Source organism: Streptomyces sp. NPDC053513, assembly GCF_044544765.1.
GTDB lineage: Bacteria > Actinomycetota > Actinomycetes > Streptomycetales > Streptomycetaceae > Streptomyces > Streptomyces litmocidini.
Map to the genome: position 1 here is coordinate 54,091 of NZ_JBITXP010000014.1, position 24,823 is coordinate 78,913.

Annotated in this window: 21 protein-coding genes; 14 read left to right on the forward strand and 7 right to left on the reverse strand. The window is 72.8% G+C overall.

The features are described 5' to 3' along the window. The first annotated feature begins 58 nt into the window (after positions 1 to 58). Positions 59 to 1,264: an MFS transporter gene (locus ACIGW4_RS23670; protein ID WP_359589899.1), complete on the forward strand. Its 1,206-nt coding sequence runs from the start codon at positions 59 to 61 to the stop codon at positions 1,262 to 1,264. A 354-nt stretch (positions 1,265 to 1,618) separates the two neighbouring features. Here the strand turns inward: ACIGW4_RS23670 and ACIGW4_RS23675 are convergent, their stop codons facing one another. From ACIGW4_RS23675 to ACIGW4_RS23685, 3 genes are all read right to left on the reverse strand, one after another. Further along, positions 1,619 to 3,076 (reverse strand): catalase, encoded by a 1,458-nt coding sequence (locus ACIGW4_RS23675; protein ID WP_123456116.1) that lies wholly within the window; start codon positions 3,074 to 3,076, stop codon positions 1,619 to 1,621. Between the two features lie 214 nt (positions 3,077 to 3,290). Then, entirely contained in the window at positions 3,291 to 4,181 is an 891-nt protein-coding gene (locus ACIGW4_RS23680; RefSeq protein ID WP_086830848.1) for a 2-hydroxy-3-oxopropionate reductase, read from the reverse strand. Positions 4,182 to 4,225: 44 nt separating this feature from the next. After that, positions 4,226 to 5,059 (reverse strand): TIM barrel protein, encoded by an 834-nt coding sequence (locus ACIGW4_RS23685; protein WP_123456117.1) that lies wholly within the window; start codon positions 5,057 to 5,059, stop codon positions 4,226 to 4,228. Positions 5,060 to 5,196: 137 nt separating this feature from the next. Here ACIGW4_RS23685 and ACIGW4_RS23690 point away from each other — a divergent pair, with 137 nt between their 5' ends. The 9 genes from ACIGW4_RS23690 (at position 5,197) to ACIGW4_RS23730 (ending at position 13,312) form a co-directional block, all read left to right on the forward strand. Next, positions 5,197 to 5,451 carry a thiamine-binding protein gene (locus tag ACIGW4_RS23690; RefSeq protein WP_123456118.1) on the forward strand — a complete coding sequence of 85 codons (255 nt, stop codon included), beginning with the start codon at positions 5,197 to 5,199 and terminating at the stop codon, positions 5,449 to 5,451. 44 nt (positions 5,452 to 5,495) lie between these two features. Further along, positions 5,496 to 5,834, forward strand: coding sequence for a helix-turn-helix domain-containing protein (locus ACIGW4_RS23695; RefSeq protein ID WP_093878560.1), 339 nt, complete (start codon positions 5,496 to 5,498; stop codon positions 5,832 to 5,834). Between the two features lie 155 nt (positions 5,835 to 5,989). After that, positions 5,990 to 6,541: a 2-oxo-4-hydroxy-4-carboxy-5-ureidoimidazoline decarboxylase gene (gene uraD / locus ACIGW4_RS23700; protein WP_359589897.1), complete on the forward strand. Its 552-nt coding sequence runs from the start codon at positions 5,990 to 5,992 to the stop codon at positions 6,539 to 6,541. Beyond that, positions 6,538 to 6,927 (forward strand): hydroxyisourate hydrolase, encoded by a 390-nt coding sequence (uraH, locus tag ACIGW4_RS23705; protein ID WP_017236881.1) that lies wholly within the window; start codon positions 6,538 to 6,540, stop codon positions 6,925 to 6,927. The genes uraD and uraH overlap by 4 nt, the downstream gene beginning before the upstream one ends. A 5-nt stretch (positions 6,928 to 6,932) precedes the next feature. After that, complete coding sequence (pucL, locus tag ACIGW4_RS23710; protein WP_123456120.1) at positions 6,933 to 7,856, forward strand: factor-independent urate hydroxylase; 924 nt, start codon at positions 6,933 to 6,935, stop codon at positions 7,854 to 7,856. A 71-nt stretch (positions 7,857 to 7,927) separates the two neighbouring features. Next, positions 7,928 to 9,346: a nucleobase:cation symporter-2 family protein gene (locus ACIGW4_RS23715; RefSeq protein ID WP_123456121.1), complete on the forward strand. Its 1,419-nt coding sequence runs from the start codon at positions 7,928 to 7,930 to the stop codon at positions 9,344 to 9,346. A 48-nt stretch (positions 9,347 to 9,394) separates the two neighbouring features. Next, positions 9,395 to 10,783: an 8-oxoguanine deaminase gene (locus ACIGW4_RS23720; RefSeq protein WP_123456122.1), complete on the forward strand. Its 1,389-nt coding sequence runs from the start codon at positions 9,395 to 9,397 to the stop codon at positions 10,781 to 10,783. Positions 10,784 to 11,114: 331 nt separating this feature from the next. After that, entirely contained in the window at positions 11,115 to 12,563 is a 1,449-nt protein-coding gene (locus tag ACIGW4_RS23725; RefSeq protein ID WP_123456123.1) for a nucleobase:cation symporter-2 family protein, read from the forward strand. 62 nt (positions 12,564 to 12,625) lie between these two features. Further along, entirely contained in the window at positions 12,626 to 13,312 is a 687-nt protein-coding gene (locus tag ACIGW4_RS23730; RefSeq protein ID WP_260174543.1) for an aspartate/glutamate racemase family protein, read from the forward strand. Positions 13,313 to 13,328: 16 nt separating this feature from the next. On the opposite strand, the gene ACIGW4_RS23735 is transcribed toward ACIGW4_RS23730, so the two are convergent. Continuing rightward, positions 13,329 to 14,024, reverse strand: coding sequence for a hypothetical protein (locus ACIGW4_RS23735; RefSeq protein WP_398713463.1), 696 nt, complete (start codon positions 14,022 to 14,024; stop codon positions 13,329 to 13,331). Positions 14,025 to 14,155: 131 nt separating this feature from the next. Here ACIGW4_RS23735 and ACIGW4_RS23740 point away from each other — a divergent pair, with 131 nt between their 5' ends. After that, positions 14,156 to 15,112 carry a fibronectin type III domain-containing protein gene (locus ACIGW4_RS23740; protein ID WP_399582698.1) on the forward strand — a complete coding sequence of 319 codons (957 nt, stop codon included), beginning with the start codon at positions 14,156 to 14,158 and terminating at the stop codon, positions 15,110 to 15,112. Positions 15,113 to 15,355: 243 nt separating this feature from the next. Continuing rightward, entirely contained in the window at positions 15,356 to 17,143 is a 1,788-nt protein-coding gene (locus ACIGW4_RS23745) for a hypothetical protein (protein WP_399582700.1), read from the forward strand. Between the two features lie 49 nt (positions 17,144 to 17,192). On the opposite strand, the gene ACIGW4_RS23750 is transcribed toward ACIGW4_RS23745, so the two are convergent. From ACIGW4_RS23750 to ACIGW4_RS23760, 3 genes are all read right to left on the reverse strand, one after another. Continuing rightward, the gene (locus ACIGW4_RS23750; RefSeq protein ID WP_399582702.1) at positions 17,193 to 18,338 is read right to left on the reverse strand and encodes a GDSL-type esterase/lipase family protein; all 1,146 of its coding nucleotides are present in this window, start codon (positions 18,336 to 18,338) and stop codon (positions 17,193 to 17,195) included. Between the two features lie 245 nt (positions 18,339 to 18,583). Continuing rightward, entirely contained in the window at positions 18,584 to 20,206 is a 1,623-nt protein-coding gene (aceB, locus tag ACIGW4_RS23755; protein ID WP_398713469.1) for a malate synthase A, read from the reverse strand. A 249-nt stretch (positions 20,207 to 20,455) separates the two neighbouring features. Further along, the gene (locus ACIGW4_RS23760; RefSeq protein WP_123457566.1) at positions 20,456 to 21,070 is read right to left on the reverse strand and encodes an NTP transferase domain-containing protein; all 615 of its coding nucleotides are present in this window, start codon (positions 21,068 to 21,070) and stop codon (positions 20,456 to 20,458) included. Positions 21,071 to 21,254: 184 nt separating this feature from the next. On the opposite strand from ACIGW4_RS23760, the gene ACIGW4_RS23765 reads away from it, so the two are divergent. Both ACIGW4_RS23765 and ACIGW4_RS23770 read left to right on the forward strand, forming a co-directional pair. Continuing rightward, complete coding sequence (locus tag ACIGW4_RS23765) at positions 21,255 to 21,572, forward strand: DUF5955 family protein (RefSeq protein WP_359589891.1); 318 nt, start codon at positions 21,255 to 21,257, stop codon at positions 21,570 to 21,572. Between the two features lie 491 nt (positions 21,573 to 22,063). After that, entirely contained in the window at positions 22,064 to 24,763 is a 2,700-nt protein-coding gene (locus ACIGW4_RS23770; RefSeq protein ID WP_399582705.1) for a LuxR C-terminal-related transcriptional regulator, read from the forward strand. Positions 24,764 to 24,823: the final 60 nt, after the last annotated feature.

Sequence of the window (24,823 nt, forward strand, 5' to 3'; positions counted from 1 at the left end):
GTTTCGCCTCCCCGCGAAACATTACCGGCGGTCCGCCACGTCCTCCGAGACTCCCCGCATGCCCCGCTACCGCGCGCTCTTCCGCACCCCCGAGTTCACCCCGCTCTTCCTCACCGGCGCCGTCCACACCGCCGCGCAGACCGTCGCGGGGCTCGGTCTCGCCACGCTCGTCTTCCGCGCGACCGGCTCCCCCCTTCTCTCCGCCCTGGCCCTCTTCGGCCCCTCGCTCGCGCAGCTCCTCGGCGCGACCACCCTGCTCTCCGCCGCCGACCGGCTGCCGCCGCGCACCGCGCTCTGGGGGACCGCCCTCTTCTTCGCCCTGGGCACCGCCGTCCTGGCGGTCCCCGCCCTGCCGACCTGGGCGGTCTTCGCGGTCCTGCTCGCCGAGGGGCTCGCGGCCTCGCTGGGCGGCGGGGTGCGCCACGGGCTCCTGAACGAGATCCTCCCGCGCGAGGAGTACCTCCTGGGCCGCTCCGTGACGAACATGGCCGTCGGCGCCTGCCAGATCGGCGGCTTCGCCACCGGCGGGCTCCTCGTCGCCCTGCTCTCGCCCCGCGGCACGGTCCTCGCCGGTGCCGGGCTCTACCTCGCCGCCGCCCTGACCGCCCGCCTCGGTCTCGGGGCGCGCCCGCCTCGCGCCGCCGGACGGCCCTCGGTCGCCGAGACCCGGCGCACCAACGGACGGCTCTGGGCCGTCCCCGCCCGCCGCCGCGCCTACCTCGCGCTCTGGGTGCCGAACGGGCTCGTCGTCGGCTGCGAGTCCCTCTTCGTGCCGTACGCCCCCGAGCGCGCCGGGCTCCTCTTCGCCTGCGGCGCGCTCGGGATGCTGGCCGGGGACACCGCCGTCGGCCGCTTCCTGCCGGCGCGGCTGCGCGGCCGGGCCCGCTTCCCGCTCCAGGCGCTGCTCGCGGCCCCGTTCCTGCTGTTCGCGCTCGATCCGGTGCTTCCCCTCGCGCTCGTCCTCGTGACGGTGTCGGCGGTCGGGTACGGGGCGAGCCTGCTGCACCAGGAGCGGCTCATGGCGCTGGTGCCGGAGGAGCTGGGCGGTCACGCCCTCGGGCTGCACACCTCGGGGATGCTGGCGTTCCAGGGGATGAGCGCGGCGCTGGCCGGCACCCTCGCCCAGTACACGTCACCGCGTACGGGGATGGTGCTGCTCGCCCTCGCCTCGCTCGCCGTGACGTTCCTGCTCGCCCGCGCCGAAAAAGAAGAAGAGCGCGGAACCAGGGACCGTAAACCTGGTTCCGCGCTCTCCCGTTGGTGACCGCCCGGCGGCACGAGGCTGGCGCGACAGGACGTTCGCGTCGCCGGGCGGAGTCTCGGGGTGTTGCGGGTACTGCGTGTACTGCGTGTGATGCGGATGTCGCGGTTGTTGCGGGATCCCCTCGGGAGAGGGGGCGTTGGGACCGCGGCGGTGCCGACGGGCGCCGTGGCGGTTCCCCTTCCTTCAGGTCAAGAAGGGGGCCCGGCGTCCTGACCACCGCACTGGCTCGGAGCCGCCGCGGTCCTCACGCTTGTCCGGTTCGCCGACCACCCCTCATCCGGGCCGGCGATCCGGACCGCGTACCGCACTGACCTCCCGTCAGGCGCGGTACGCAGTCTGGGTGTTGCTGAGGGATCAGTCCTCGCGCAGGGCCTCGACGGCCTCGCGCACGCGCTTGCCGTAGTCCGCGTCGGCGGCGGCGAAGTGCGCGAGGTTCTTCTCGATGACGTCCTCGCGGGACACCTGGGACAGGCCACCGGCGATGTTGGCGACCAGGCGCTTCTTCTCGTCCTCGGACATCAGGCGGTAGAGCTCGCCGGCCTGGAAGAAGTCGTCGTCCTTGGCGTGCTGCGGAGCCTCGTGGGTGCCGGTCCAGCCGTGGATCGCGAGCGGCGCGGAGAGCGCGGCGTCGGTCTGGGCCGGGCCCTGGTACGAGTTGGGCTCGTAGTTCTTGTCGTGGCGCGAGCCGTTGCGGGTGGCCATGAAGCCGTCGCGGCCGTAGTTCTCGGCCACGGTCGCCTTGGGGGCGTTCACCGGGAGCTGGGTGTGGTTCACACCGAGGCGGTAGCGGTGGGCGTCCGCGTAGGCGAAGAGGCGGCCCTGGAGCATCTTGTCCGGCGAGGGGCCGATGCCCGGGACGAAGTTGTTCGGGGAGAACGCGGCCTGCTCGACCTCGGCGAAGACGTTGTCCGGGTTGCGGTCGAGGACCAGGCGGCCCACGCGCTGCAGCGGGTAGTCGGCGTGCGGCCACACCTTGGTGAGGTCGAACGGGTTGAAGCGGTAGTCCGCGGCCTCGGCGGCCGGCATGATCTGGACGTACAGGGTCCAGGAGGGGTTCACACCGCGCTCGATGGCCTGGAGCAGGTCGGTCTGGTGCGAGTTGGCGTCCTTGCCGACGAGCTCGGCGGCCTGCTCGGCGGAGAGGGAGCGGATGCCCTGGTTCGTCTTGAAGTGGTACTTGACGAAGAAGGCCTCGCCCGCCTCGTTGGTCCACTGGTAGGTGTGCGAGCCGTAGCCGTTCATGTGACGGTACGAGGCCGGGATGCCGCGGTCGCCCATGAGCCAGGTGATCTGGTGGGTGGCCTCGGGGGAGTGCGCCCAGAAGTCCCAGACGTTGTCCGGCTCCTGACGGCCCGTGAAGGGGTCGCGCTTCTGCGAGTGGATGAAGTCGGGGAACTTGATCGGGTCCTTGATGAAGAACACCGGAGTGTTGTTGCCGACGAGGTCGTAGTTGCCCTCTTCGGTGTAGAACTTCAGGGCGAAGCCGCGGGGGTCGCGGACCGCGTCCGCGCCGCCGAGCGAGTCGGCCACGGTGGAGAAGCGGATGAAGGTCTCGGTCCGCTTGCCGACCTCGCCGAGGAAGTTCGCCTTGGTGTACGCGGTGACGTCGTCGGTCACCTCGAAGTAGCCGTACGCGCCGGAGCCGCGGGCGTGCACCACGCGCTCCGGGATCCGCTCACGGTTGAAGCGCGCGAGCTTCTCCAGCAGGTGCTGGTCCTGGAGGAGGAGAGGGCCACCGACGCCGGCGGTGGCGGAGTTCTGGTTGTCGGCGACGGGGGCGCCGGACTCGGTCGTAAGCACGCGCTTCGACATCGTGACCTTCCGTACGGGAGCTCTGCTGGCGGGGTGCGAGGAGCGTAAATTCGCCTCGAACAATGCGTCAACAGTTTGTTGAAAATGAAGTGTGGTGTTCCGGTCGGCGGCGACGCCTGGGCGCGACAGGACAGGTTGTCAGCGCCGCCGCCGACCGGAAATCAGGGGCCCCGGGAAGGGGCTGGGGCCTGGCCCGGAAGACAGGCCCCAGGGATCAGACCTGCTGGCCGGAGAGGCGCTCGACGGCGCGCAGCAGGGCCGAGTGGTCCAGGCCGCCGTCACCCTGCGCGCGCAGCGAGGCGACGAGCTGGGCGACGACCGCGCCGACCGGGAGGGCCGCACCGACGTTGCGGGCGGCGTCGGTGACGATGCCCATGTCCTTGTGGTGCAGGTCGATCCGGAAGCCGGGCTTGAAGTCCCGGTTCAGGAAGTTGTCCTTCTTGCGGGTCAGCACGGTCGAGCCGGCCAGACCGCCGTTGAGGACGTCGAGGGCGGCGTTCAGGTCCACGCCCGACTTCTCCAGGAAGACCACGGCCTCGGCGCACGCCTGGATGTTGACGGCGACGATCAGCTGGTTGGCGGCCTTCACCGTCTGGCCGGAGCCGTGCGGGCCGCAGAGCACGATGGTCTTGCCGAGGGCCTCCAGGATCGGGAGGGCCTCGTCGAAGTCGGCCTGCTCGCCGCCGACCATGATCGAGAGGACGGCCTCGATGGCGCCGGCCTCGCCGCCGGAGACGGGAGCGTCGATGACGCGGATGCCCTTCTCCTTGGCGTTCTTCGCCAGGTCGACCGAGGTCTGCGGGGTGATCGAGGACATGTCCACGATCAGCGCGCCCTGCTTGGCGTTCTCCAGGATGCCCTCGGGGCCGTAGGAGATGGCCTCGACCTGCGGGGAGGCGGGCACCATCGTGATGATGACGTCGGCGTCCTTGACGGCCTCGGCGATCGAGCCGGCCGCGGTGCCGCCGGCCTTGGCCAGGCGGTCCAGCTTGTCCTGCTCCAGGGTGAAGCCGGTGACCGAGTAACCGGCCTTCAGGAGGTTCTCGGACATGGGGGAGCCCATGATGCCGAGGCCGATCCAAGCGATCTTGGGGAGGGTGCTCATGAGGGTGCCTCTCAAAACAAGGTGGTACGGGGAGGGGGCCTGCGTCAGCGGGCGGGGCGGGCCTCGGCCGGCAGCCATTCGAAGGAGGCGGCGGCGTCGGCGGCCTTGTACTCCAGGCCGACCCAGCCGTCGTAACCGGCCTTCTTCAGCTCGTCGAGCAGCTGCTCCAGGGGGAGCTCGCCGGTGCCCGGCGCGCCGCGGCCCGGGTTGTCCGCGATCTGGACGTGGCCGGTCTTGGCCGCGTACTCCGCGATGACCTGGCTGACGTCCTCGCCGTTCATCGACAGGTGGTAGATGTCGAGGAGGAACTTGGCGTTGCCGAGGCCGGTGGCCGCGTTCACCTTGTCGACGACCTCGATCGCGGCGGGGGCGCTCACCAGCGGGTAGAGCGGCGACTCCGGCTTGTTGAGGGTCTCGACGAGGAGGATCGCGCCGATGCGGTCGGCCGCGCGGGCCGCCAGCACCAGGTTCTCCAGGGCGAGGGCGTCCTGGATCTGCGGGTCCACACCCTCGACGCGGTTGCCGTAGAGGGCGTTGAGCGCCTTGCAGCCGACCGAGGCGGCGAAGTCGGCGGCCACCTCGATGTTGGCGCGGAAGCGGTCCGACTCTTCCCCGGGCACGGAGAGGGCTCCGCGGTCCGGGCCGGGGAGCTGCCCGGCGTAGAAGTTCAGGCCCACCAGCTGGGTGCCGGCGTCCTCAAGGGCCTTCTTGAGGGCGTCGAGCTCGCTCTGCTCGGGGGTGGCGGTGTCGATCCAGGGCCACCACAGCTCGACCGCGGTGAAGCCCGCCGCGGCGGCGGCCGCGGGGCGCTCCAGGAGCGGGAGTTCCGTGAAGAGGATCGACAGGTTCACATCGAAGCGCTGGTCCGAGTATCCCATGAGGGGCGGCGCTCCTTCCGTATTGCGGAAGTAAGTTTCTGTCTGACGGAATGTTGCAAGGCGGGCGGCGCACTTGTCAAGAGGTCCCCGCAGGTCCGGGGCTCCCGTGGGGGCGGGTGGGGCCTTAGCGTGGGGCCATGGAGCGTTTGAGAGTGGAGTTCACGACCGAGCCGTTCGACCTCGACGAGGCGCCGGCGCACGCGGTCGTGGCCCGTGAGGTCATCCAGTCGGCCGAGCTGGACGCGGTCGACGTAGGTCCCTTCGGCAACACGGCGGAAGGCGACGCCGACGCGGTGCTCACCGCCGTCGACGCCCTGCTGCGCGAGTCACTGGCGGCCGGCGCCACGCGCGTCTCGCTCCAGGTGAACGTGATCGGGGAGGACGGGAAGTGAGCGAGCACCCCTTGGTCGCGGCGGTGAAGCCCCTGGTGGACGCCATGGGCGCCGAGCTGCTCGTCCCCGCGCAGGCGGAGGGCGACGACGTCGTCCTGTCCTGGGAGGGCGAGGACGTGCTCGCCGTGCGCCTGCCCCAGCTCTCGGACTCCCTGGACCACATCCTCGCGGCGATGGAACGGCGGCACGGGATGCCGCTGGCCGAACTGGACCGCAAGGCGAAGCAGGAAGTCGTCCGGATCCTGGAGGCACGCGGTGCCTTCTCGGTGCGCCACGGGGTGGAGACGGTGGCGGGCGCGCTCGGCGTCAGCCGCTTCACGGTGTACAACTACCTGAACCGGGAGACCGCCCTGAACAGGGAAAAAGCCGCCAAGGCCGAGTAGTTGATCATGTGTGACCGGGAGCCGTCGTCCAGATGTCGGGACGACGGCTTTTGTGTGGCCGAGTTTTCAACAAAGTGTTGACGTTGTGTTGCGGAGGGCGTTAGCTATCCGCAGCCCGTCCGACGCACAGCGAAAAACAGCCACGGAGGCTTCCCGTGACTTCAGGTACGACACCGGGCCTCACCCGGTTCAACACCTCCTCGGACAGCGAGGCCGCCGCCGCGCTCCACGAGGTGTGTTCCAGTTCGGCGTGGGGGAGCAAGGTCCTCGCCCAGCGCCCGTACTCCACCGCCGAAGCCCTCTTCCTCGCCAGCGACGCCGCCATGGCCGAGCTGACCACCGAGGACCTGGCCGAGGCGATGGCGGGGCACCCGCCGATCGGTCGTCCGAAGGCAGGGGACCCGACCTCCTCCCGCGAGCAGAGCGGGATGGCCGGCGCCTCCGCGGAGCTCAAGGCCGAGATGCTCGAACTGAACCTGGCCTATCAGGAGAAGTTCGGTCATGTCTTCCTCATCTGCGCCACCGGCAGGACCGGCGAGCAGATGCGCGACGCGGTCCGGGAACGGATCGGGAACTCACCCGAGACGGAGCGGGAGATCGTCCGCACCGAACTGGGCAAGATCAACCGCATCCGGCTGAACCGTCTCGTGGAGACCACCGAGAACCCCGAGACCTCCGAGACCTCCGAGGAAGAGAGCTCCGCATGAGCACCGACACCACCGCCTCGGTGTCCACGCACATCCTGGACACCAGCATCGGCCGCCCGGCCGAGGGCGTGGCCATCACGCTCGCGGCCCGCAGCGGCTCCGACGCGCAGTGGGTCACGCTCGGCGGCTCCGCCACCGACGCGGACGGGCGCTGCAAGGACCTGCCGGCGCTGCCGGAAGAAACCACCCACGTGCGTCTCGACTTCGAGACCGAGACGTACTTCGCCAAGAAGCAAGCCGAGGCGCAGCAGGACGCCCCCCGCGTAAGGGACAGCGGTGCGTTCTTCCCGGAGGTGGCGATCACGTTCGCCGTCAAGCCGGGCGAGCACTACCACGTACCGCTGCTGCTCAACCCGTTCGGCTACTCCGTTTACCGAGGGAGCTAGCAGACATGCCCACGATTCTCGGCCAGAACCAGTACGGCAAAGCAGAGAACCGCGTCGTCAAGATCACGCGGGACGGCGCCACCCACCACATCAAGGACCTGAACGTCTCCGTCGCCCTCTCCGGCGACCTCGACGACGTCCACCTCACCGGCTCCAACGCCCACTGCCTCCCCACCGACACGACGAAGAACACCGTCTTCGCGTTCGCCAAGGAGTACGGCATCGAGTCCGCCGAGCAGTTCGGCATCCACCTCGCCCGCCACTTCGTGACGAGCCAGGAGCCGATCCACCGGGCGCGGATCCGGATCGAGGAGTACGCCTGGGAGCGCATCGCCTCCTCCGACGCCAACTCCAAGTTCATCGGCGCCGACGAGGTCAACCACTCCTTCGCCCGCAAGGGCCAGGAGACCCGCGTCACCCAGATCACCTACGACGGCGAGAAGTGGGAGGTCATCTCCGGCCTCAAGGACCTCGTCGTCATGAACTCCACCAACTCGGAGTTCTGGGGCTACATCAAGGACAAGTACACGACGCTCCAGGAGGCGTACGACCGCATCCTGGCCACCCAGGTGTCCGGTCGCTGGCGGTTCAACTGGACCGACGACGACCAGCGCATGCCCAACTGGGAGCGGTCCTACGAGCAGACCAGGAAGCACATGCTCGAGGCCTTCTCGGAGACGTACTCGTACTCCCTCCAGCAGACGCTGTACCAGATGGCCACGCGCATCATCAACCACCGCTCGGAGATCGACGAAGTCCGCTTCTCGCTCCCGAACAAGCACCACTTCCTGGTGGACCTCGAGCCCTTCGGCCTGAAGAACGACAACGAGGTCTACTACGCCGCCGACCGCATGTACGGCCTCATCGAGGCCACCGTCCTCCGCGACGGAGCCACGGCGCAGATCCCGGTCGACATGACCAACCTCTAAGCGGCATCTGAGTGACCGGCCCCCGCCCGCCCGCAGTCGGGCGGGGGCCGCACCAGACCGGAGGGAATCTCATGGCACAGCCTGCAAAGGGGCCGGCAACCGCCGAAGGCCCGTGTTCCACCCCTCCGTCCACCCCGGGACCGGCCTCGGCCGAATGCCATCCGGTGGACGAAAAGCTCCCCGCCTCGCGGCTCGTCCCCGCGGCACTCCAGCACATCGCCGCCATGTACGCCGGCGTCGTCACCCCTCCGCTCATCATCGGCCAGGCCGTCGGCCTGGACGCCGCAGGAATGACACGGCTCATCGCGGCCAGCCTGCTCATCGCCGGCTGCGCGACCATCCTGCAGACCCTCGGCCTCGGACGCTTCGCCGGCAACCGGCTCCCGTTCGTCAACGCCGCCTCGTCCGCCGGCATCGCCCCGATGCTCGCCATCGCCGAGACCAGCGCCCCCGGACACCAGCTCCCCGCCATCTACGGCGCGGTGATGGTCGCCGGAGTCTTCTGCCTCGCCGTCGGACCCTTCTTCGGCAGGCTCCTGCGCTTCTTCCCGCCGCTCGTCACCGGCGTCGTCATCACCCTGATCGGCGTCACCCTGATGCCGGTGCCCGTCAGCTGGGCCCAGGGCGGCGACAAGACCGCCGCCGACTTCGGCGCCATGAAGTACCTGGCGCTCGCCGGCTTCACCCTCGTCGTCGTCCTGCTCTTCCAGCGCTTCGGCAAGGGCTTCGTCAAGCAGATCGCCCTGCTGCTCGGCCTGCTCATCGGCACCCTCGCCGCGATCCCCTTCGGGATGGCCGACTTCAGCGCCCTGCGGGAGGCTCCCGTCGCGGCCCTGCCCGCCCCCTTCGCCTTCGGAGCCCCCGAGTTCCAGCCCGCCGCGATCCTCTCCCTGTGCATCGTGATGCTGGTCCTCATGACCGAGTCCAGCGCCGGCATGCTCGCCCTCGGCGAGATCTGCGAGCGCCGCAGCGACGGGAAGACCATCACCCGCGGCCTGCGCACCGACGGCATCGCCACCCTGCTCGGCCCCGTCTTCGGCGGCTTCCCGACCTCCGCCTTCGCGCAGAACGTCGGCGTCGTCTCGCTGACCCGGGTCCGCTCCCGGTACGTGGTCGCCGTCGCCGGCGGCGCCCTCCTCGTCCTCGGCGCCTTCCCCGTCCTCGGCGCGGTCGTCTCCATGGTCCCGATGCCCGTCCTCGGCGGCGCCGGCATCGTCCTCTTCGGCTCGATCGCGGTCAGCGGCATCCGCACCCTGTCCGAGGCCGGACTCGACGACAGCTCCAACATCATCCTGGTGGCCGTCGCGCTCGGAGCGGGCATCATCCCGCTCGCCGCGCCCACCTTCTACGCCGGCTTCCCCGCCTGGGCGCAGACGGTGCTCGGCTCCGGCATCAGCGCGGGCGCGCTCGTGGCCGTCCTGCTGAACCTGTTCTTCCACCATCTCGGCACCCGGAGCCGTCACGCGGCTCCGGCACTCAAATCCTCCTAGGGTCCTGCCGTGCCCGAACCATCCCCGAGGAATGAAGGAAGCACCGCCATGGCAGCACCTTCGGCAGCCCAGCGCATCGTCATCGAGAACGCGGCGATCGCGACCGTCGACGCGAACGACACCGAGTACGCCTCCGGCCACCTCGTCGTCGCCGACAACAAGATCGAGTCCATCGGCGCCGGCAGGGCGCCCGAGGGCCTGGAGAACGTGGTCCGCCGGATCGACGCCACCGGTCACCTGGTGACGCCCGGTCTGGTCAACACCCACCACCACTTCTACCAGTGGATCACCCGAGGCCTGGCCACCGACCACAACCTGTTCAACTGGCTGGTCGCGCTCTACCCGACGTGGTCCCGGATCGACGAGTCGATGGTCCGCGTGGCCGCGCAGGGCTCCCTGGCGATGATGGCCCGCGGCGGTGTCACCACGGCCATGGACCACCACTACGTCTACCCGCAGGGCTCCGGCGACCTGTCCGGCGCCATCATCGGCGCGGCCTCCGACATGGGCGTCCGCTTCACCCTGGCCCGCGGCTCCATGGACCGCAGCGAGAAGGACGGCGGCCTGCCGCCGGACTTCGCCGTCGAGACCACCGAGGGCGCGCTCGCCGCGACCGAGGAGACGGTGCGGAAGTACCACGACGCCTCCTTCGACGCGATGACCCAGGTCGCCGTCGCCCCCTGCTCGCCCTTCTCGATCTCCACCGAGCTGCTCCGCGAGGGCGCCGCCCTCGGCCGCCGCCTCGGCGTGCGCATGCACACCCACGGCTCGGAGACCGTGGAGGAGGAGAAGTTCTGTCACGAGCTCTTCGGCATGGGCCCGACGGACTACTTCGAGTCGACCGGCTTCCTCGGCGAGGACGTGTGGATGGCGCACTGCGTCCACATGAACGACTCCGACATCGAGGCCTTCGCCCGCACCAAGACCGGTGTGGCGCACTGCCCCTCCTCCAACGCGCGCCTCGCCGCCGGCATCGCCCGCGTACCGGACATGCTCAAGGCGGGCGTCCCCGTCGGCCTCGGCGTCGACGGCACCGCCTCCAACGAGTCCGGCGAGCTCCACACCGAGCTGCGCAACGCGCTCCTCATCAACCGCCTCGGCGCCCACCGCGAGGCCGCGCTCAACGCCCGCCAGGCCCTGCGCCTCGGCACCTACGGCGGCGCGCAGGTCCTCGGCCGCGCCGACAACATCGGCTCGCTGGAGGCCGGCAAGCTCGCCGACTTCGTCCTCTGGAAGATCGACGGCCTCGGCCACTCCTCGATCGCCGACCCGGTCACCGCCATCGTCTTCGGCGCGGCGGCCCCGGTCACCGCCTCCTTCGTCAACGGCAAGCAGATCGTCGAGAACAACCGACTCCTGTTCGCCGACGAGGAGCAGATCGCGCGCGACGCGCGCGCGGAGGCGCAGCGCCTGGCCCGGATCACGGCCCAGAGCTGACCCTCCCCATGGAGTCCGACCGAGGGGGACGGCCCTCGGCCGGTCGCCGCGGACCCGAGCGGGGTCCGCGGCAGCCCGACCGGGTGGTGCCGTACGCCGTGTGCGTACGGCACCACCCGGGACGGTGAAGCGTGCCCGCACCCCCACACCGGGCACCCGTCCCGCACCGCGCCCCCTCCAGCGGCACCGCTCCACCCCGGAACGCGCCGCACCCCTTCCGCGGTACCGCTCCACCCCGCAACGAGCCGCACCTCCTGCACTTCGCATCGCATCGCACCACCTCCCTGAACCCCTCGTCGCCGCCGACGTGTAACCGACCGGAGGAACCGCCGTGGCCGCCAAGCCCCAGGTTCGCAATGCACCAGACGCAGGCCCCGCCCCCGAAGACCGCGAGAAGCATCCGGTCGACGAGACGCTGCCCCCACTCAAGATGCTCACCAGCGGCCTCCAGCACGTCGCCGCCATGTACGCGGGCGTCGTCGCCCCGCCCCTGATCGTCGGAGCGGCCGTCGGCCTCTCCGGCACCGAACTCACCTTCCTCACCGGCGCCAGCCTCTTCACCGCCGGCCTCGCCACCTTCCTGCAGACCCTCGGCATCTGGAAGATCGGCGCCAAGCTGCCGTTCGTCAACGGCGTCACCTTCGCCGGCGTCGCGCCGATGCTGGCGATCGTCGACACCACCGAGAACAAGGCCGACGCGCTTCCCGTGATCTTCGGGGCGATCATCGTCGCCGGACTCCTCGGCTTCGCCGCCGCCCCCTTCTTCTCCCGGCTCGTGCGGTTCTTCCCGCCGGTCGTCACCGGCTCCGTGATCACCCTCATCGGCGTCTCCCTCCTCCCGGTCGCGTTCGGCTGGGCCCAGGGGCCCAACCCCAAGGCCCAGGACTACGGTTCGACCACGTACCTGTCGCTCGCCGGCATCACGCTCGTCGTGGTCCTGCTGCTCCGTCGCTTCACCCGCGGCTTCCTCAAGCAGGTCGCCGTCCTGGTCGGCCTCGTCCTCGGCACGCTCATCGCCATACCCTTCGGGGTCACCGACTTCAGCCCGGTGCAGGAGGCCGACATCGTCGGCTTCCCGACCCCCTTCCACTTCGGCGCCCCGCAGTTCGCCCTCGCCGCGATCATCTCCATGTGCGTGGTCATGCTGGTCTCCATGACCGAGTCGACCGCCGACATGCTGGCGCTCGGCGAGATCGTCGAGCGGCCCGCCGACGAGAAGACCATCGCGGCCGGACTGCGCGCCGACACCCTCGGCTCCGCGCTCAGCCCGCTCTTCAACGGCTTCATGTGCAGCGCCTTCGCGCAGAACATCGGCCTGGTCGCCATGACCAGGATCCGCAGCCGCTTCGTCGTCGCCGCCGGCGGCGGCTTCCTGGTCCTGATGGGCCTCTCGCCGGTCGCCGCCTCGCTCATCTCGGTCGTGCCCCGGCCGGTCCTCGGCGGCGCGGGTGTCGTCCTCTTCGGCTCGGTCGCCGCCAGCGGCATCCAGACCCTGGTCAAGGCCGGCCTGGAGAAGGACAACAACGTGCTGATCGTGGCCGTCTCGCTGGCCGTCGGCATCATCCCGATCACGAAGCCGGACTTCTACCACGCCTTCCCGGAGACCGCGCAGATCATCCTGGACTCCGGCATCTCCACCGGCTGCGTCGCCGCCGTCCTCCTCAACGTGGTCTTCAACCACCTGGGCCGGGGCCGCGACGCCGACGAGGTCACCGCGCCCATGGAGCCCGGCGAGGAGATCTCCGGCAGCGCCTCGGCGAAGGCGGCGCACGTCCACTGAACCCGCTCCTCGACCCACCGCCCGCCCCGGTCCCCGCGCACGCCGCGGGGGCCGGGGCCCCGGTGCGTGTTGACCGCACGCGGGCCGGGGCCGTGGTGCTGGTCAACCCCAACACCTCCACCGCCACGACCGCGATGATGACCGCCCTCGCCCGGCGCGCCCTCGGCCCCGCCCGACCCGTCCGGGGCGTGACCGTCGCCCGGGGCCCGGAGATGCTCACCGACCCGGAGGCCCTGCGGGCCGCCGCGCCCGAGGTCCTCGCCGCGGGCCTCCGCGCCACGGCCGAGGGCGACTGCGCCGCCCTCCTCGTCGCCGCCTTCGGGGACCCGGGCCTCGCGCGGTTGCGCGAGGCGGCCGCCCCGGCCGGGATCCCGGTGGTCGGCCTCGGCGAGGCGGCGCTCCTGGAGGCGGCCGCCGAAGGAACGCCCTTCGGGATCGCCACCACCACCCCGCTCCTCGCCGACGCCATCCACGCGCGCGTGACCGCGCTCGGCCTCGCCGACCGGTACACCGGCCTCCGGCTCACCGCCGGCGCCCCCGAGCGCCTCTCCGCCGATCCGGTGCTCCTCCTCGACCGGCTGGAACGCGCCGTCCGCGCCTGCGCCGAACGCGACGGGGCCCGCGCCGTCGTCATCGGCGGCGGCCCGCTCGGCGAGGCCGCCGAGGAGCTCCGCGTCCGCTGCGCGGTCCGCGTCGTGGCCCCGGTCCCGGCGGCCTGCCGCGCGATCACCCGCCTGCTGACGGAGTGACGGCCACCGAAGGCCCTCACCGCTCGACCGCGATCCGGCGCCGGCACTCCCCGGCCAGCGAGGGGTAGGCGGCGGCGATCGCCTCGTACAACCGCCGCCTCAGCAGCCGTTCCGCCTCGCCGCGTCCGGCCTCCCCGTACAGACCGTCGAGCAGCGCCTCGTACCGCGACAGGGCGTGTCGCAGATAGCTCACCTGCCACCGCACGAGCGCCCCGGCGGGCGGGGGCACGGCCATGGATCCGGACGCGGACGCGGGCGCGGCCGCCGCCCCGGCCGGTGCGCCGCCCGGGGCCGCGGCGGGACCCGGGGGCACGGCGGGACCCGGGGCCGCGGCGGGGCCCGGCCCGGGGCTCCGCGCTCCCAGCAGATGCCGGTGCCGCACGGCCCGCCGCTCCAGCTCGGGCCGGGGCAGCAGGGGCACCTCGATCGGCTCCGCGCGGATCGCGGCCAGGACGGCGGCCCGCCGCCGCTCCGCGTGGACCCCGGCGGCCGAGGCCCGGGCCCGGCAGAGCGCGGCCGTCTCGGCGAACTCCGGCGTCCGCTCCACCGTCTCCACCCGGGCCAGCAGATAGAGCCGCACGGGCGCGAGGGACCAGCGGCGCGGATCGCGCCCCTGCACGTCCGGGGTGCCGAGCAGGTCCCGCACCATCGCGTCGGTCCAGCCGCGCAGGCGCACTCCGGCAAGGCTCACATAGGTCGTACGGTCCGTCATGATTCCCCCTGGTTCGACTACGGAGCGTGACGATTCCAGTGAAGCGCACCCCACTGACAACGACCCCTTGCCGAGTCGCCGCCCCTTGTGCGATATAGGTCTGGACCTTTTCGACGGACGGAGGCCGGCCCGTGCAACGCCAGCTCGCCGCAAGCCTGTTGACCGCACTCGCGCTCGCCCTCACCGCCTGCTCCACCGCCGCCCCCGCCCCGGAGGACACCCAGGCGCCCACCGCCCCCGCCGGAGTCACCGCCACCGCGGGCAGCGCGAGCACGGTCCACGTCATGTGGAACGCGGCCACCGACGACCGCGCCGTCACCGGATACGCCGTCTACCGCGACGGCCGCGAGGTCAGGGACCTCCCCGCCACCACCCTGATGACCGACGTCGTCGGCATCGCCCCCGCCACCCGCCACCGCTTCACCGTCCGCGCCCGCGACGCCGCCGGCAACGTCTCGCCCCCCAGCGCCGCCGTCACCGCCACGACCCTCCCCGCCGCCGCGGAGGACCGCACGCCGCCCACCGCCCCGACCGCCCTCCGCGTCACCGCCGACGGCAGCCGCGCCGCCTCCCTGCGCTGGTCGCCGTCCCGCGACGACACCCGGGTCACCGCGTACGACGTCTACCAGGCCGACACCCGTGTCCACACCGTCCCCGGCACCGCCACCACCGCCCACCTCACCGGCCTGCGCCCCGGCACCGCCTACGCGTTCACCGTCCGCGCCCGCGACGCCGCCGAGAACTCCTCCCCGGACAGCGCCCCGGCCGACCTCACCACCGCCCCCTCCCCGGGCGCCCCGCCGAACACCGCCCCCCAGGACCTCACCGCGACGGCCGCGAAGGGCGAGATCACCCTCACCTGGACCCCACCGAAGACGGGCGCCCCCGTCACCCACCACGAACTCCACCTCGACGGCCGCTTCGCCACCACCATCGTCTGGGGCACCACCCCGCCCCCGGGCCGCGCCACCTACACCTTCCCGGTCCAGGACCCGCCGGGCACCCGCTACGTCGTCACCCTCCGCGCCCGGCTTCCGGACGGCACCTGGGGCGACTTCTCGGCGCCGAGAACCGTGACGGTCCGCTGAACCCCCCTCCGGCCGAACGGAATCGCGCCCTCCCGCGCAACCCGGCGGAACCCCACCCCGCGACCGAGGGAAGCGACAGGCCGCCGGGGGCGCCGATGGCCGAGCCGCTCCGCGCACCCCGGCCTCCGGACCCCGGCCGGCCGCGGCCGGCGCCAGACCCGGGGCGTCCGCGGCCCGCGGCGACACTCCTGAGCCGCGGCGCCTGCCCGCCGGAACCGGCTGCCCGGAATTACCCTGGGAAGCGTGGCCGAGACCGTTCTCACCAACACCGGGCTCGACAGCTTCCTCGACGGAGCGCCCGAGCATCGTGACCCCGCGTTCGCGCGGGCCGCCGAAGCGGTCCTGGGACTGCTCGCCCTGCGCGGCGCCGACCGGGCGACGGGCCTGCCCGAGCCGACGCCCGGCCTCGTGCGGCAGCTCCTGGTGGAGGACCTGCCGACCTTCGTGTACGCCCCGCCCGGCCAGCTCGCCGCCTACCCGGCCGTCCTCGGGGCCCTCGCGGCACGGTTCGACGGAGGGCGGCGCGAGCGGATCGCCTCGGTCGTCGCCGAGTCCGCGCCCGACTTCGAACGCGCCATGAACGACCCCGGCAACCTCACCTGGCACCGCTGGTACGCCTCGCTCCTGCGGACCGTCGGCGCCGACCTCACCGACCCCGAGGACGTACGGCGCCGGCTCGCCGCCCTCGACGGGGCCCCGCTCCCCGACGGGGTGCGCCGCGCCCACCTCATGGGGCGGACCGCCCTCGCCGACGTCCTGCTCTCCGAGGCGCTCACGCGCGCGTACGTGCGGGACGCCGAAGCGCCCCCGGCCGCCGGGCCGCTGCTCACCGACCACGCCGTCGCGACCGGCATCGGCCGGCTCGCCGCCGCGCTCCAGGACCGGTGGACCGCCGCCGGGCTCGCCGAACAGCTCGCCGGGCCGTACGCGCGGTTCGCGCCGGGACCCGAGGCCTTCCCCCACCTCGTCCTCGCCGACGCCCTCCTCGACGAGCACCTCGACTACCACGGCGACCCCGCCGCCCCCGTGCCCCCGCCGCCCGCGATCGAGGCCGGGCCCGTCGAGGAGGACGCCGACAGCCTCATCGGGGCCGTCGAGGAGCTCGCGGAGGAGGAGTTCGAGCCCTACGGGGGCGAGGCGCCGCACCTGCTGTACGTGGTCTACCAGCGCGGCTGCGCCGCCGAGTCCGTCGCCCGCAAGGCCGCCGAGTACGAGGACTGGACCGTCGACCCGGCCCTGGAGGACCTGGCGGTGCCGGTGCCGGACGCGGCGCCCGAGGAGTACACCGTCCCGCCCCTGCCGGAGCTCGTACGGCTCCTCGGCACGGCCGAGCTGACCGAGGCCGACCGGGCCCGGCTCGAAGGAGCGGCCCGCGAGCTCGCCGCGGTCCTCGACCGCCTCGCCGCCACCGGCCTGGTCTTCCGCCGCGGCGACGCCTTCGGGCTCACCCCGCGCGGGGCGGGCGCCGTGCGCTATCTGCTCGCGGTGCGCGGGGTCACCGCGCCCGACGCCGCCGAGGCCGCCGCCTGGACCGCGCCGGAGGCGGTCGCCGCCGCCGGGGGCTGGCCGACCTCCGTCGCCGCGCGCGTGCTCGCCGACTGGCTGCACGCGCGCATGGACACCGCGGACGCCTGGTCCGAGCTGCTCGCCGCCCTCGGCACCGTCCACGCCGGGACCTCCGAAGCGGCCGCCACCCGGGGCCTCTTCGCCGTGCTGGACACGGCCGGGGTGCCGCCGGAGGCCCTGCGCGGCGCCCTCCGCGACCCGGTCATCGGCGCGTACGCCCTGGAGGCCCTGCGCGAGCGGGGCGAGCCGGCGGACCCGATCCAGGTGCGGGCCTCGGCCCGGGCCCTGCACGTCCTCGACGGGCTGCCGGCCAAGAAGGGCCCCCTGGAGTCCCGCCGTGCCGCCTTCGACGCGGCGGCGGCCGACTGGCCCGGCGGTTCCGCCGCCCTGGTCCGCGCGATGGCGGCGGCGGACCGCCACGAGACCGAGCGGGTCCTCCGCCCGCTCGGCATCGCGCTCCCGTGACGAGCGCCGGGCCCCGCTCCTCGACCCGACCCGATCCGAGAGACAGGCCCTAGCCCGCCGCGAGGTACATCCCCGACGTCCCCGCCCCCGCCGTGTTCCGGCAGCTCCGGTTCCCCGTCGGGACGGCGTTGATCAGGGCCAGGCAGCGGCCGAGGGCCTGCTGGCCGTAGGCGTTGGGGTGCATCGACTCCTGGACGAGGCCCTGGGTGCTCTGGCTGTCGATCCAGCGCGCCCACTCGCTCGTCGCCGCCGACGGGGGCACGGTCGAGGTGACCTGCTTGCTCGCCTTCGCGCAGACCTCACGGCCCTGGAGCGCGTCCCGCAGGTCCAGGAACTGCACGCCCTTGGCCGTGGCGACGCCCTTGAGGCGGTCGGCGATCTGGGGGACCAGCGAGTCGCGGGCCCAGTCGGAGTCGGCGTTCCAGAAGGGGCAGCCACCGGTGTTGGTGCGGGACCAGCCGCTCTCCGCGTACCGGTTGTCGGCGGCGCGCGGGATGGGGGAGGGGTACGACTGGAGGACGATCCGGTAGTCGCCGGCGGCGTATCCGGCGGCGGACATGACCGCCCGGATCTCGTCGACGGACCGGCCGACGGCGGCCATCGCGCCGTCGATCTTCGCGTCGACGGCGGCCTGCTGGTCGTCGTGGCAGTACGAGTACCAGACGATGTAGTCGGTCGCGCAGGTGCTGATGATGTCGCCGAAGCCGAGGTCGTTGCCGCCGATGGACAGGGCGATCAGCTTGACGTCGTTCGCGGCGGCCACGGCCGCCAGTTGGTCGGCCTGCGGTGCCTCGCCCTTGAAGGCCTGGCCGCCCTGGGAGGCGCGGAAGACGTTCGCCGTGGTCGCCCCGGAGCAGGCGAGGTTGATCAGCGAGCTCGCGATCGGACCGGCGCTCCTGACCTCGGAGACGTCCGAGCGGTGGCAGCCGCCGGCGGTGGCGCCGTACACCCTGGACGGGTCGTAGGCGCTGCCCGTCCAGGCGCGGTCGGTGCCGTTGCGGCTGCCGGAGTTGGTGAGGCTGTTGCCGAGCCAGCGGCCGGCCTCGCCGGAGATGTAGCTGTCGCCCATGGCGACGACGGCGGTGGGGCCGGAGCCGGGGGAGGCGTGGGCGGCGGGGGCGGCGAGGGAGGCGAGCCCGGCGGCGGTACACAGTGCCAGGAGTGCGCGCAGCGCACGGCGGGGGGACGAAGGCATGGCTGTGCTCCTGCGGTACGCAGTGACGTGGGGGACAGCCGCCGGCCGGTGGCATGGCGGAATCTCGCACGGCGTGGCTTGTTACCGCTAGGTAGCTGCATATCTCGGTTCCGTCACGTCCCCTGTGGGATCACAGGAACGGGAACAGGGCCCCGCCCCCGGTGCTGTGCGACACCGGGGACGAAGCCCTGCTCAGGTTGCTGTCGGCGGCTGTGCGGGCAGCCGAATCAGCCGTACGGGTCGAGTCAGCCGACCAGCTGCTCGTACGCGGGAAGCGTCAGGAAGTCCGCGTAGTCCGCGTCGAGCGAGACGTGCAGGAGCAGGTCGTGCGCCTGCTGCCACCTGCCGGCCGCGAAGGCCTCCTCGCCGATCTCCGCGCGGATGGCGGCGAGCTCCTCGGCGGCGACCTTGCGGGCCAGCTCGGGGGTGGCCTTCTCGCCGTTCTCGAAGACCACGCCCGCGTTGATCCACTGCCAGATCTGGGAGCGGGAGATCTCGGCGGTGGCCGCGTCCTCCATCAGGTTGAAGATGGCGACGGCGCCGAGGCCGCGCAGCCACGCCTCGATGTAGCGGACGCCGACCTGGACGGCGTTGCGCAGGCCTTCGTACGTGGGCTTCGCGTCGAGCGAGTCGATGGCGATGAGGTCGCCCGGGGCCACCGAGACGTCCTCGCGCAGGCGGTCCTTCTGGTTGGGCCTGTCGCCGAGGACGGCGTCGAAGGAGGCCATCGCGATCGGGACCAGGTCGGGGTGGGCGACCCAGGAGCCGTCGAAGCCGTCGCCGGCCTCGCGGTCCTTGTCGGCCTTGACCTTCTCGAAGGCGACCTTGTTGACCTCGGCGTCCTTGCGGGACGGGATGAACGCCGCCATGCCGCCGATCGCGTGCGCGCCGCGCTTGTGGCAGGTGCGCACGAGGAGTTCGGTGTACGCGCGCATGAACGGGGCGGTCATCGTGACCGCGTTGCGGTCCGGCAGGACGAACTTGGCCCCGCCGTCACGGAAGTTCTTGACGATGGAGAAGAGGTAGTCCCAGCGGCCCGCGTTCAGGCCGGCGGCGTGGTCGCGGAGCTCGTAGAGGATCTCCTCCATCTCGTACGCGGCCGTGATGGTCTCGATGAGGACCGTGGCGCGGACGGTGCCCTGCGGGATGCCGACGTAGTCCTGCGCGAAGACGAAGATGTCGTTCCAGAGGCGGGCCTCCAGGTGCGACTCCGTCTTCGGGAGGTAGAAGTACGGGCCCTTGCCGAGGTCGATCAGACGCTGGGCGTTGTGGAAGAAGTACAGGCCGAAGTCGACGAGCGCGCCGGGCACCGGGCGTCCGTCGAAGGTGAGGTGACGCTCCTCCAGGTGCCAGCCGCGCGGCCGCATGACGACGGTGGCGAGCTCCTCGGCGGGCTTCAGGGCGTACGACTTGCCCGAGCGCGGGTCCGTGAAGTCGATCTTCCGGGTGTACGCGTCGATCAGGTTGACCTGGCCGAGGACGACGTTCTCCCAGGTGGGCGCCGAGGCGTCCTCGAAGTCGGCGAGCCAGACCTTCGCGCCGGAGTTGAGCGCGTTGATCGTCATCTTGCGGTCGGTCGGGCCGGTGATCTCGACGCGGCGGTCGTTCAGGGCCGCCGGGGCCGGCGCGACCCTCCAGGAGTCGTCGGCGCGGATCGCGGCGGTCTCCGGAAGGAAGTCCAGGGTGGACGTGCGGGCGATCTCGGCGCGACGCTCCGCTCGGCGGGCGAGGAGCTCGTCCCGGCGCGGGGTGAACCGCCGGTGCAGTTCGGCGACGAAGGCCAGGGCGGCCTCGGTGAGCACCTCCTCCTGACGCGGGAGGGGCTCGGCATCGACGACGGCCAGGGGGGACGGCGCTGGTGCGGACATGAACTGTCACTTCCTTCAGCGGACTTCACGGGCGGTGCCAGGCGGCCGCCGGGCGTCACGGGGCGGCACGGAGTGCCGCAGGCGCCGAGATACGGCCGCGAGCGCCTTCTGAACGAGCAGGCGCTTCTGAACAGTGGATACTAGTTTCCTCATGGTGGAAGTTCAATGGTTTGTTGATGTCGAGATTCTCCGGATCGACAGAACATGGCGCTCGGTGCCAGGCCGTTCACTCCGTGGGTTCACCGCGGTTCACTCCAGACGGGACAGATCCGCCTCCGTGTCGATGTCGTAGGGCTCGGCCACATCCGAACAGTCCACCGGGGTGATCGCATCCCGGTGCGCCGCCAGGTAGTCCCGCGCGCCCCGGTCGCCCACCGCCGTCTCCGCGATCCCCGCCCAGTGCCCGGCGCCGAACAGCACCGGATGCCCCCGCACCCCGTCGTACGAGGCGGCCGCCAGCGCGTCCCGCGAGCCGTACGCCGCCCGCACCCGGGCCACGGCCTCCACCCCGATCCCCGGCTGGTCGACCAGCAGGACGAGCGCCGCGTCCACCCCGCGCGGGTCGGCGGCCAGCGAGGCGAGCCCGGCCCGCAGCGAGGAACCCATCCCCTCCGCCCACTCCGGGTTGTCCACCAGCACGCACCCGGGCAGCTCCGCCCGCTCCCGTACGACCTCGGCCGAGGCCCCCAGCACCACGTGCACCACCTCGCAGCCGGCTCCGCGCAGCACCCCCACGGCATGCTCGACCAGCGGCCGCCCCCGGTGCGCGAGCAAGGCCTTCGGCCGCCCTCCGAGCCGTCTGCCGCCTCCCGCGGCGAGCAGCAGTCCGGCGACGACGGGGCTTCGATCCTCTGCGGTTGTCATGAGGACTGCATACCTCATGGGGCGGAATCACACGGTCGCCTGAATTCCGTTCACCAAGGGTGGCGCGCTGGGGTGGCGAAGGAGTTAACTGACCCGCGACTCACGGCGCCCGACCGCCGTCCGGGGGCGACTCGGAGTGTTCGGAGTGGAGTTCTGCGCACAGTGGGGTGCGAGGGGGAGAACCGTGTTGCGAAGCGTGGGGCAGAGGCGAGTGACCGGCGAGGGCGTGGACCCCAGGGTGGCCGAGCTGCGGGCCGCGGTGTCCCGGCTCCGGCGCGAACTGGCCGCACACCGGGTCGACTTCGCCGACCGGGGCATCGCCGAGGACGAGCTCGCCGCCCTTGACGCCATGGCGCTCAGCGGCGACCCCGAAGTACGCCGGCTGCGCCGCTCGCTGCTGCTCGTCGCGGGCTCCGTCGGCTCCGTCAGCGCCCTCGCCGAGGGCCTCGCCGGGGTTCGGCGCGCGGTGGAACTCTTCGGCCCGCCGCAGCCCGGGCAGTAGACCGGCGACAGGGCCCGGGTCCGGTCCGGGGGCCGTCCGCGACCCGTCCCGGGGCCCGTCCGCGATCGGTCCCGGGTCTGTCCACGATCGGTCCGGGGCCCGTCCACGGCCGGCCCCGGGCCCGTCCACGACCGGGTCGGAAGCCACCGTCCAAGGCCGGGCACGGATCCGTCCAAGGCCGGCCCCAGGCCCGTCCACGGCCGGCCCCGGGCCCGTCCACGGCCGGCCCCGGGCCCGTCCACGACCGGGTCGGCGGCGACCGTCCAGGACCGCCCCCGGGCCCGTCCACGGCCGAGCCGGTGACCGTCCAGGACCGGGGCGAGGCCCGGCGGGCCACGGCGGCCGGGCGGGTTCTCCCGGAGGCCCCTCCGGGCCGGGACCTCCGGGTACCCCGGAGGGGTTCCCATGGCTCTGTGCGGTGGCCGAAACGGAGAGAAGACTCCCACCCTGGAGGAAGGACCCGCCTCGGCGGGCCCGGCCGGAAGGCGGTGGTGGACGTGGAGGACACGAGCGAAGAACCTTCCCGGGACGTCCCGCTCCCGGACGGCGCCGACCCGCTCTCGGACGGCACCGACCCGCTGGGGAACCCGTTCCTGCGGACCCGGTTCGCCCTGCCGGCCCGCCCCGGCACGTTCCTGCGCCGCGACCGGCTGGTCCGGCATCTCGGGCAGGCCCTGCGGACCCCGCTGACCGTGGTCAACGGCAGCGCGGGAGCCGGCAAGACCCTCCTGGTCGCCGACTGGGCCGCGAACCCGGAGGAACCGCTCGCCTGGCTCACGCTCGACGCGGCGGTCGAGGGTCCGGGGATGTTCTGGGCCCATCTGCTCCAGTCCCTGAAGGCCGGCGGCGTACCGGTGCCCGCCACGATCGGCTTCCCCGCCGACGCGTCCCGGGTCCACCCCACGCTCCTGAGCCGGCTCGCCTGGGAACTCGCCCGGCGCGACCGGCCCGTCGTCCTGGTGATCGACGAGTTCGACCGGATGACCGACCCCGAGGTCGCGCGGCAGCTGGAGTCCGTCCTGCGGCACGCGGGGCGGGGACTGCGCCTCGTCCTCGTCAGCCGTACCGAACCCCTCCTCCCGCTCCACCGCTACCGCCTCGCCGGCGAGGTGACCGAGATCCGGGACGCCGATCTGGCCTTCACCACCGAGGAGGCGGCGGAACTCCTCGGGATGCACGGGCTGTCGCTGGCCGCTCCGGTGGTCGCGGCGCTGGTGGAGCGCACCCGGGGATGGGCGGCGGGCCTCCGGCTGAGCGCCCTGGCGGCACGGTCGAGCCGGGATCCCGAGCTCTATCTGAAGGAGTTCGAGGCGGGACGGGGCACGATCGCCGACTTCCTGCTGGCCGAGGTGCTGGAACGGCAGCCTCCCGAGACCCAGGACCTGCTGCTGCGGATCAGCGTGCTGGACCGCTTCTGCCCTGACCTGGCGGACGAGCTGACCCGGCGGCGCGACGCCGCGACGATCCTGGCGGAGCTGCACCAGGCGAACGCCTTCGTCGAGGACTTCGGACACGACTGGTACCGGCTCCATCCGCTCTTCCGGGAGATCCTCCGGGCCCATCTGCGTCGGCGCGCTCCCGGCCTGGAGCCGCAGTTGCACCGGCGTGCCGCGCACTGGCTGCGACGCTCCGGAACGCTCTCCGAGACGCTGTCCAACGCCGCCGCCGCGCAGGACTGGACGTACATGGCCCAGGTCCTGGTCGAGGACCTGGCGATCGGACAGCTCTTCACCGGCCCGGACTCCGGAGAGCCGGCGGACTGGTTCGCCGGAATGGAGCGGGAGGGAGAGGCGTCCGACCCGGCCACGAACCTCGTCCGCACCGCGTGCGCGCTGGCCAGGTCGGACCTCGACGGCGGCATGGCACACCTGCGCCGGGCCGCCGGACAGCTCGCGGTCGACGGCCGCGGCACCCCGGCGGCCCTGCTGAGCTGCGCCCTCCTGGAGGCACTGGCCGGCCGGCTCGCCGGCTCGGTGCGTCTGGCCGACCGGGCCGACCGGTCGGCCCGGCGGTTGATGCCGCAGCTTCCTCCCCGGCTGCTGGAAGGGCACCCGGAACTCGGCGCCCTGCTGCTGACCCACGTGGGCGCGTCCCGGCTGTGGGCCGGACGCCTCGACGAGGCCCGGGCCACCCTCACCGAGGTGACCCGCGGTCCCCGTACGGCGTCCACGGCGCTCCCGCGCATGGAGGCGCTGGAACACCTGGCACTCGTCGACCACCTCAACGGGTGGCCGAGCGCGGCGGAGCGCAAGGTCCTCGCGATGGAGGCCGAGGCCGAGCGGTACGGTCTCGCCCGGCCGCCGGGCTCCGGACTCGGACAGTCGGTGCTCGCCGCCGTCGCCGTCGACCGGGGCGAGGTGGACCGCGCCGAGGCCCTCCTCGCCCGGACGTCCGACCAGCCGCCGGCGACCCCGGTGGCGGCCGCCGCCAGGCGGACCGTTGCGGCCGGCGTGCTCCTGGCCCGGGGCCGCAGGGGGGACGCACTGGCCGTCGCGACCCGGTCCCTCCCCGCAGCCGAGGCATCGCCCTGGGCGCAGGGCCGCGCCGCCCTGGCCGTCGCGGACGTCCACCTGGCCGAGGGGCGCCCGGACGCGGCCGTCGAAGCCCTCCGGCAGGTCGTCGGTGACCAGCCGCTGTGCACCGTCGGCGTGGCACGGGCCCGCCTCGCCGCCGGGGACCCCGGCACGGCCGTCCGCCTGCTCGACGATCTCGCGGCCCGTGTCCGGTCAGGACCGGGGGTGGCCGTACCGGCCGCGCTGGTACGGGCTCAGGCGGCGGTGCTGGAGGAGGATCCCGTCTTCGCCCGCAGGCTGCTGGCGAAGGCTCTCGTCGAGGGCCGCCGCGAGGAGCTCAGGGGCCCCTTCCGGAGCGCCGGGCCATGGATCGACCCCTTCCTGGCGGAGCCTCCGCTGCGGGCACTGGCCGCCGGATGGCTCGTACCCGACCCGGAGCCGTCGGACGAGGAGGCCCGGGGCGGGTCCGGGCCCGGGACGCCCGTGGAGGAGCTCAGCGGGCGGGAGCGCGAGGTCCTGGAGCGGCTCGCCCGGGCGATGTCGGCCGAGGACATCGCCGCCGACCTCTGCGTGTCCGTGAACACGGTCAAGACCCACCTCAAGAGCGCCTATCGCAAGCTGTCGGTCCACCGGCGCAACGAGGCCGTCCGCCGCGCCCGTGAGCTGCGGCTCCTGTGACCGGGCGCCCGGCGCCGGAACGACGACGGACGCCGGCGGCCCTCACCCGCGGCGGGTGAG

Excerpts from the sequence above, each read along its gene's own strand:
- ACIGW4_RS23670 (WP_359589899.1), top strand. The coding sequence starts at position 59 with ATGCCCCGCTACCGCGCGCTCTTCCGCACCCCCGAGTTCACCCCGCTC.
- ACIGW4_RS23675 (WP_123456116.1), bottom strand. The coding sequence starts at position 3,076 with ATGTCGAAGCGCGTGCTTACGACCGAGTCCGGCGCCCCCGTCGCCGAC.
- ACIGW4_RS23680 (WP_086830848.1), bottom strand. The coding sequence starts at position 4,181 with ATGAGCACCCTCCCCAAGATCGCTTGGATCGGCCTCGGCATCATGGGC.
- ACIGW4_RS23685 (WP_123456117.1), bottom strand. The coding sequence starts at position 5,059 with ATGGGATACTCGGACCAGCGCTTCGATGTGAACCTGTCGATCCTCTTC.
- ACIGW4_RS23690 (WP_123456118.1), top strand. The coding sequence starts at position 5,197 with ATGGAGCGTTTGAGAGTGGAGTTCACGACCGAGCCGTTCGACCTCGAC.
- ACIGW4_RS23695 (WP_093878560.1), top strand. The coding sequence starts at position 5,496 with ATGGGCGCCGAGCTGCTCGTCCCCGCGCAGGCGGAGGGCGACGACGTC.
- uraH (WP_017236881.1), top strand. The coding sequence starts at position 6,538 with ATGAGCACCGACACCACCGCCTCGGTGTCCACGCACATCCTGGACACC.
- pucL (WP_123456120.1), top strand. The coding sequence starts at position 6,933 with ATGCCCACGATTCTCGGCCAGAACCAGTACGGCAAAGCAGAGAACCGC.
- ACIGW4_RS23715 (WP_123456121.1), top strand. The coding sequence starts at position 7,928 with ATGGCACAGCCTGCAAAGGGGCCGGCAACCGCCGAAGGCCCGTGTTCC.
- ACIGW4_RS23720 (WP_123456122.1), top strand. The coding sequence starts at position 9,395 with ATGGCAGCACCTTCGGCAGCCCAGCGCATCGTCATCGAGAACGCGGCG.
- ACIGW4_RS23735 (WP_398713463.1), bottom strand. The coding sequence starts at position 14,024 with ATGACGGACCGTACGACCTATGTGAGCCTTGCCGGAGTGCGCCTGCGC.
- ACIGW4_RS23750 (WP_399582702.1), bottom strand. The coding sequence starts at position 18,338 with ATGCCTTCGTCCCCCCGCCGTGCGCTGCGCGCACTCCTGGCACTGTGT.
- aceB (WP_398713469.1), bottom strand. The coding sequence starts at position 20,206 with ATGTCCGCACCAGCGCCGTCCCCCCTGGCCGTCGTCGATGCCGAGCCC.
- ACIGW4_RS23760 (WP_123457566.1), bottom strand. The coding sequence starts at position 21,070 with ATGACAACCGCAGAGGATCGAAGCCCCGTCGTCGCCGGACTGCTGCTC.